General features: G+C 59.7%; 1 pseudogene. It reads right to left on the bottom strand.

Annotated elements, in window-relative coordinates:
- Positions 1-214 (bottom strand): annotated as a pseudogene (locus A6R74_RS20070) (long-chain fatty acid--CoA ligase); the annotation flags it as partial.
- Between the last annotated feature and the right edge of the window lie 17 nt (positions 215-231).

Below are 231 nucleotides of genomic sequence, written 5' to 3'. Positions count from 1 at the left end.
GGCGATCATCACTGCGCGTTTGGCTGATGGTGGGACTCGCCTCGGTTAATCCGTAGCCATTGTGTAGCGTAAGGCCGAAGGCTGCTTCCACCCGCACCTTGGTGTCGCTGTCTAACGGCGAACCACCCGCAGACATGTAAATCAGCTCAGGCGCTTCCAGGGTTACCTGCCCGCGTTTTAAAAACTCTAACGCCCGGGCATACCTCGCAGGCACGCCCGGGACACCGGGAA

The organism is Halomonas sp. ALS9 (assembly GCF_001651035.1).
Taxonomy (GTDB): domain Bacteria; phylum Pseudomonadota; class Gammaproteobacteria; order Pseudomonadales; family Halomonadaceae; genus Vreelandella.
This window is presented reverse-complemented; position numbering and strand designations above follow the sequence as displayed.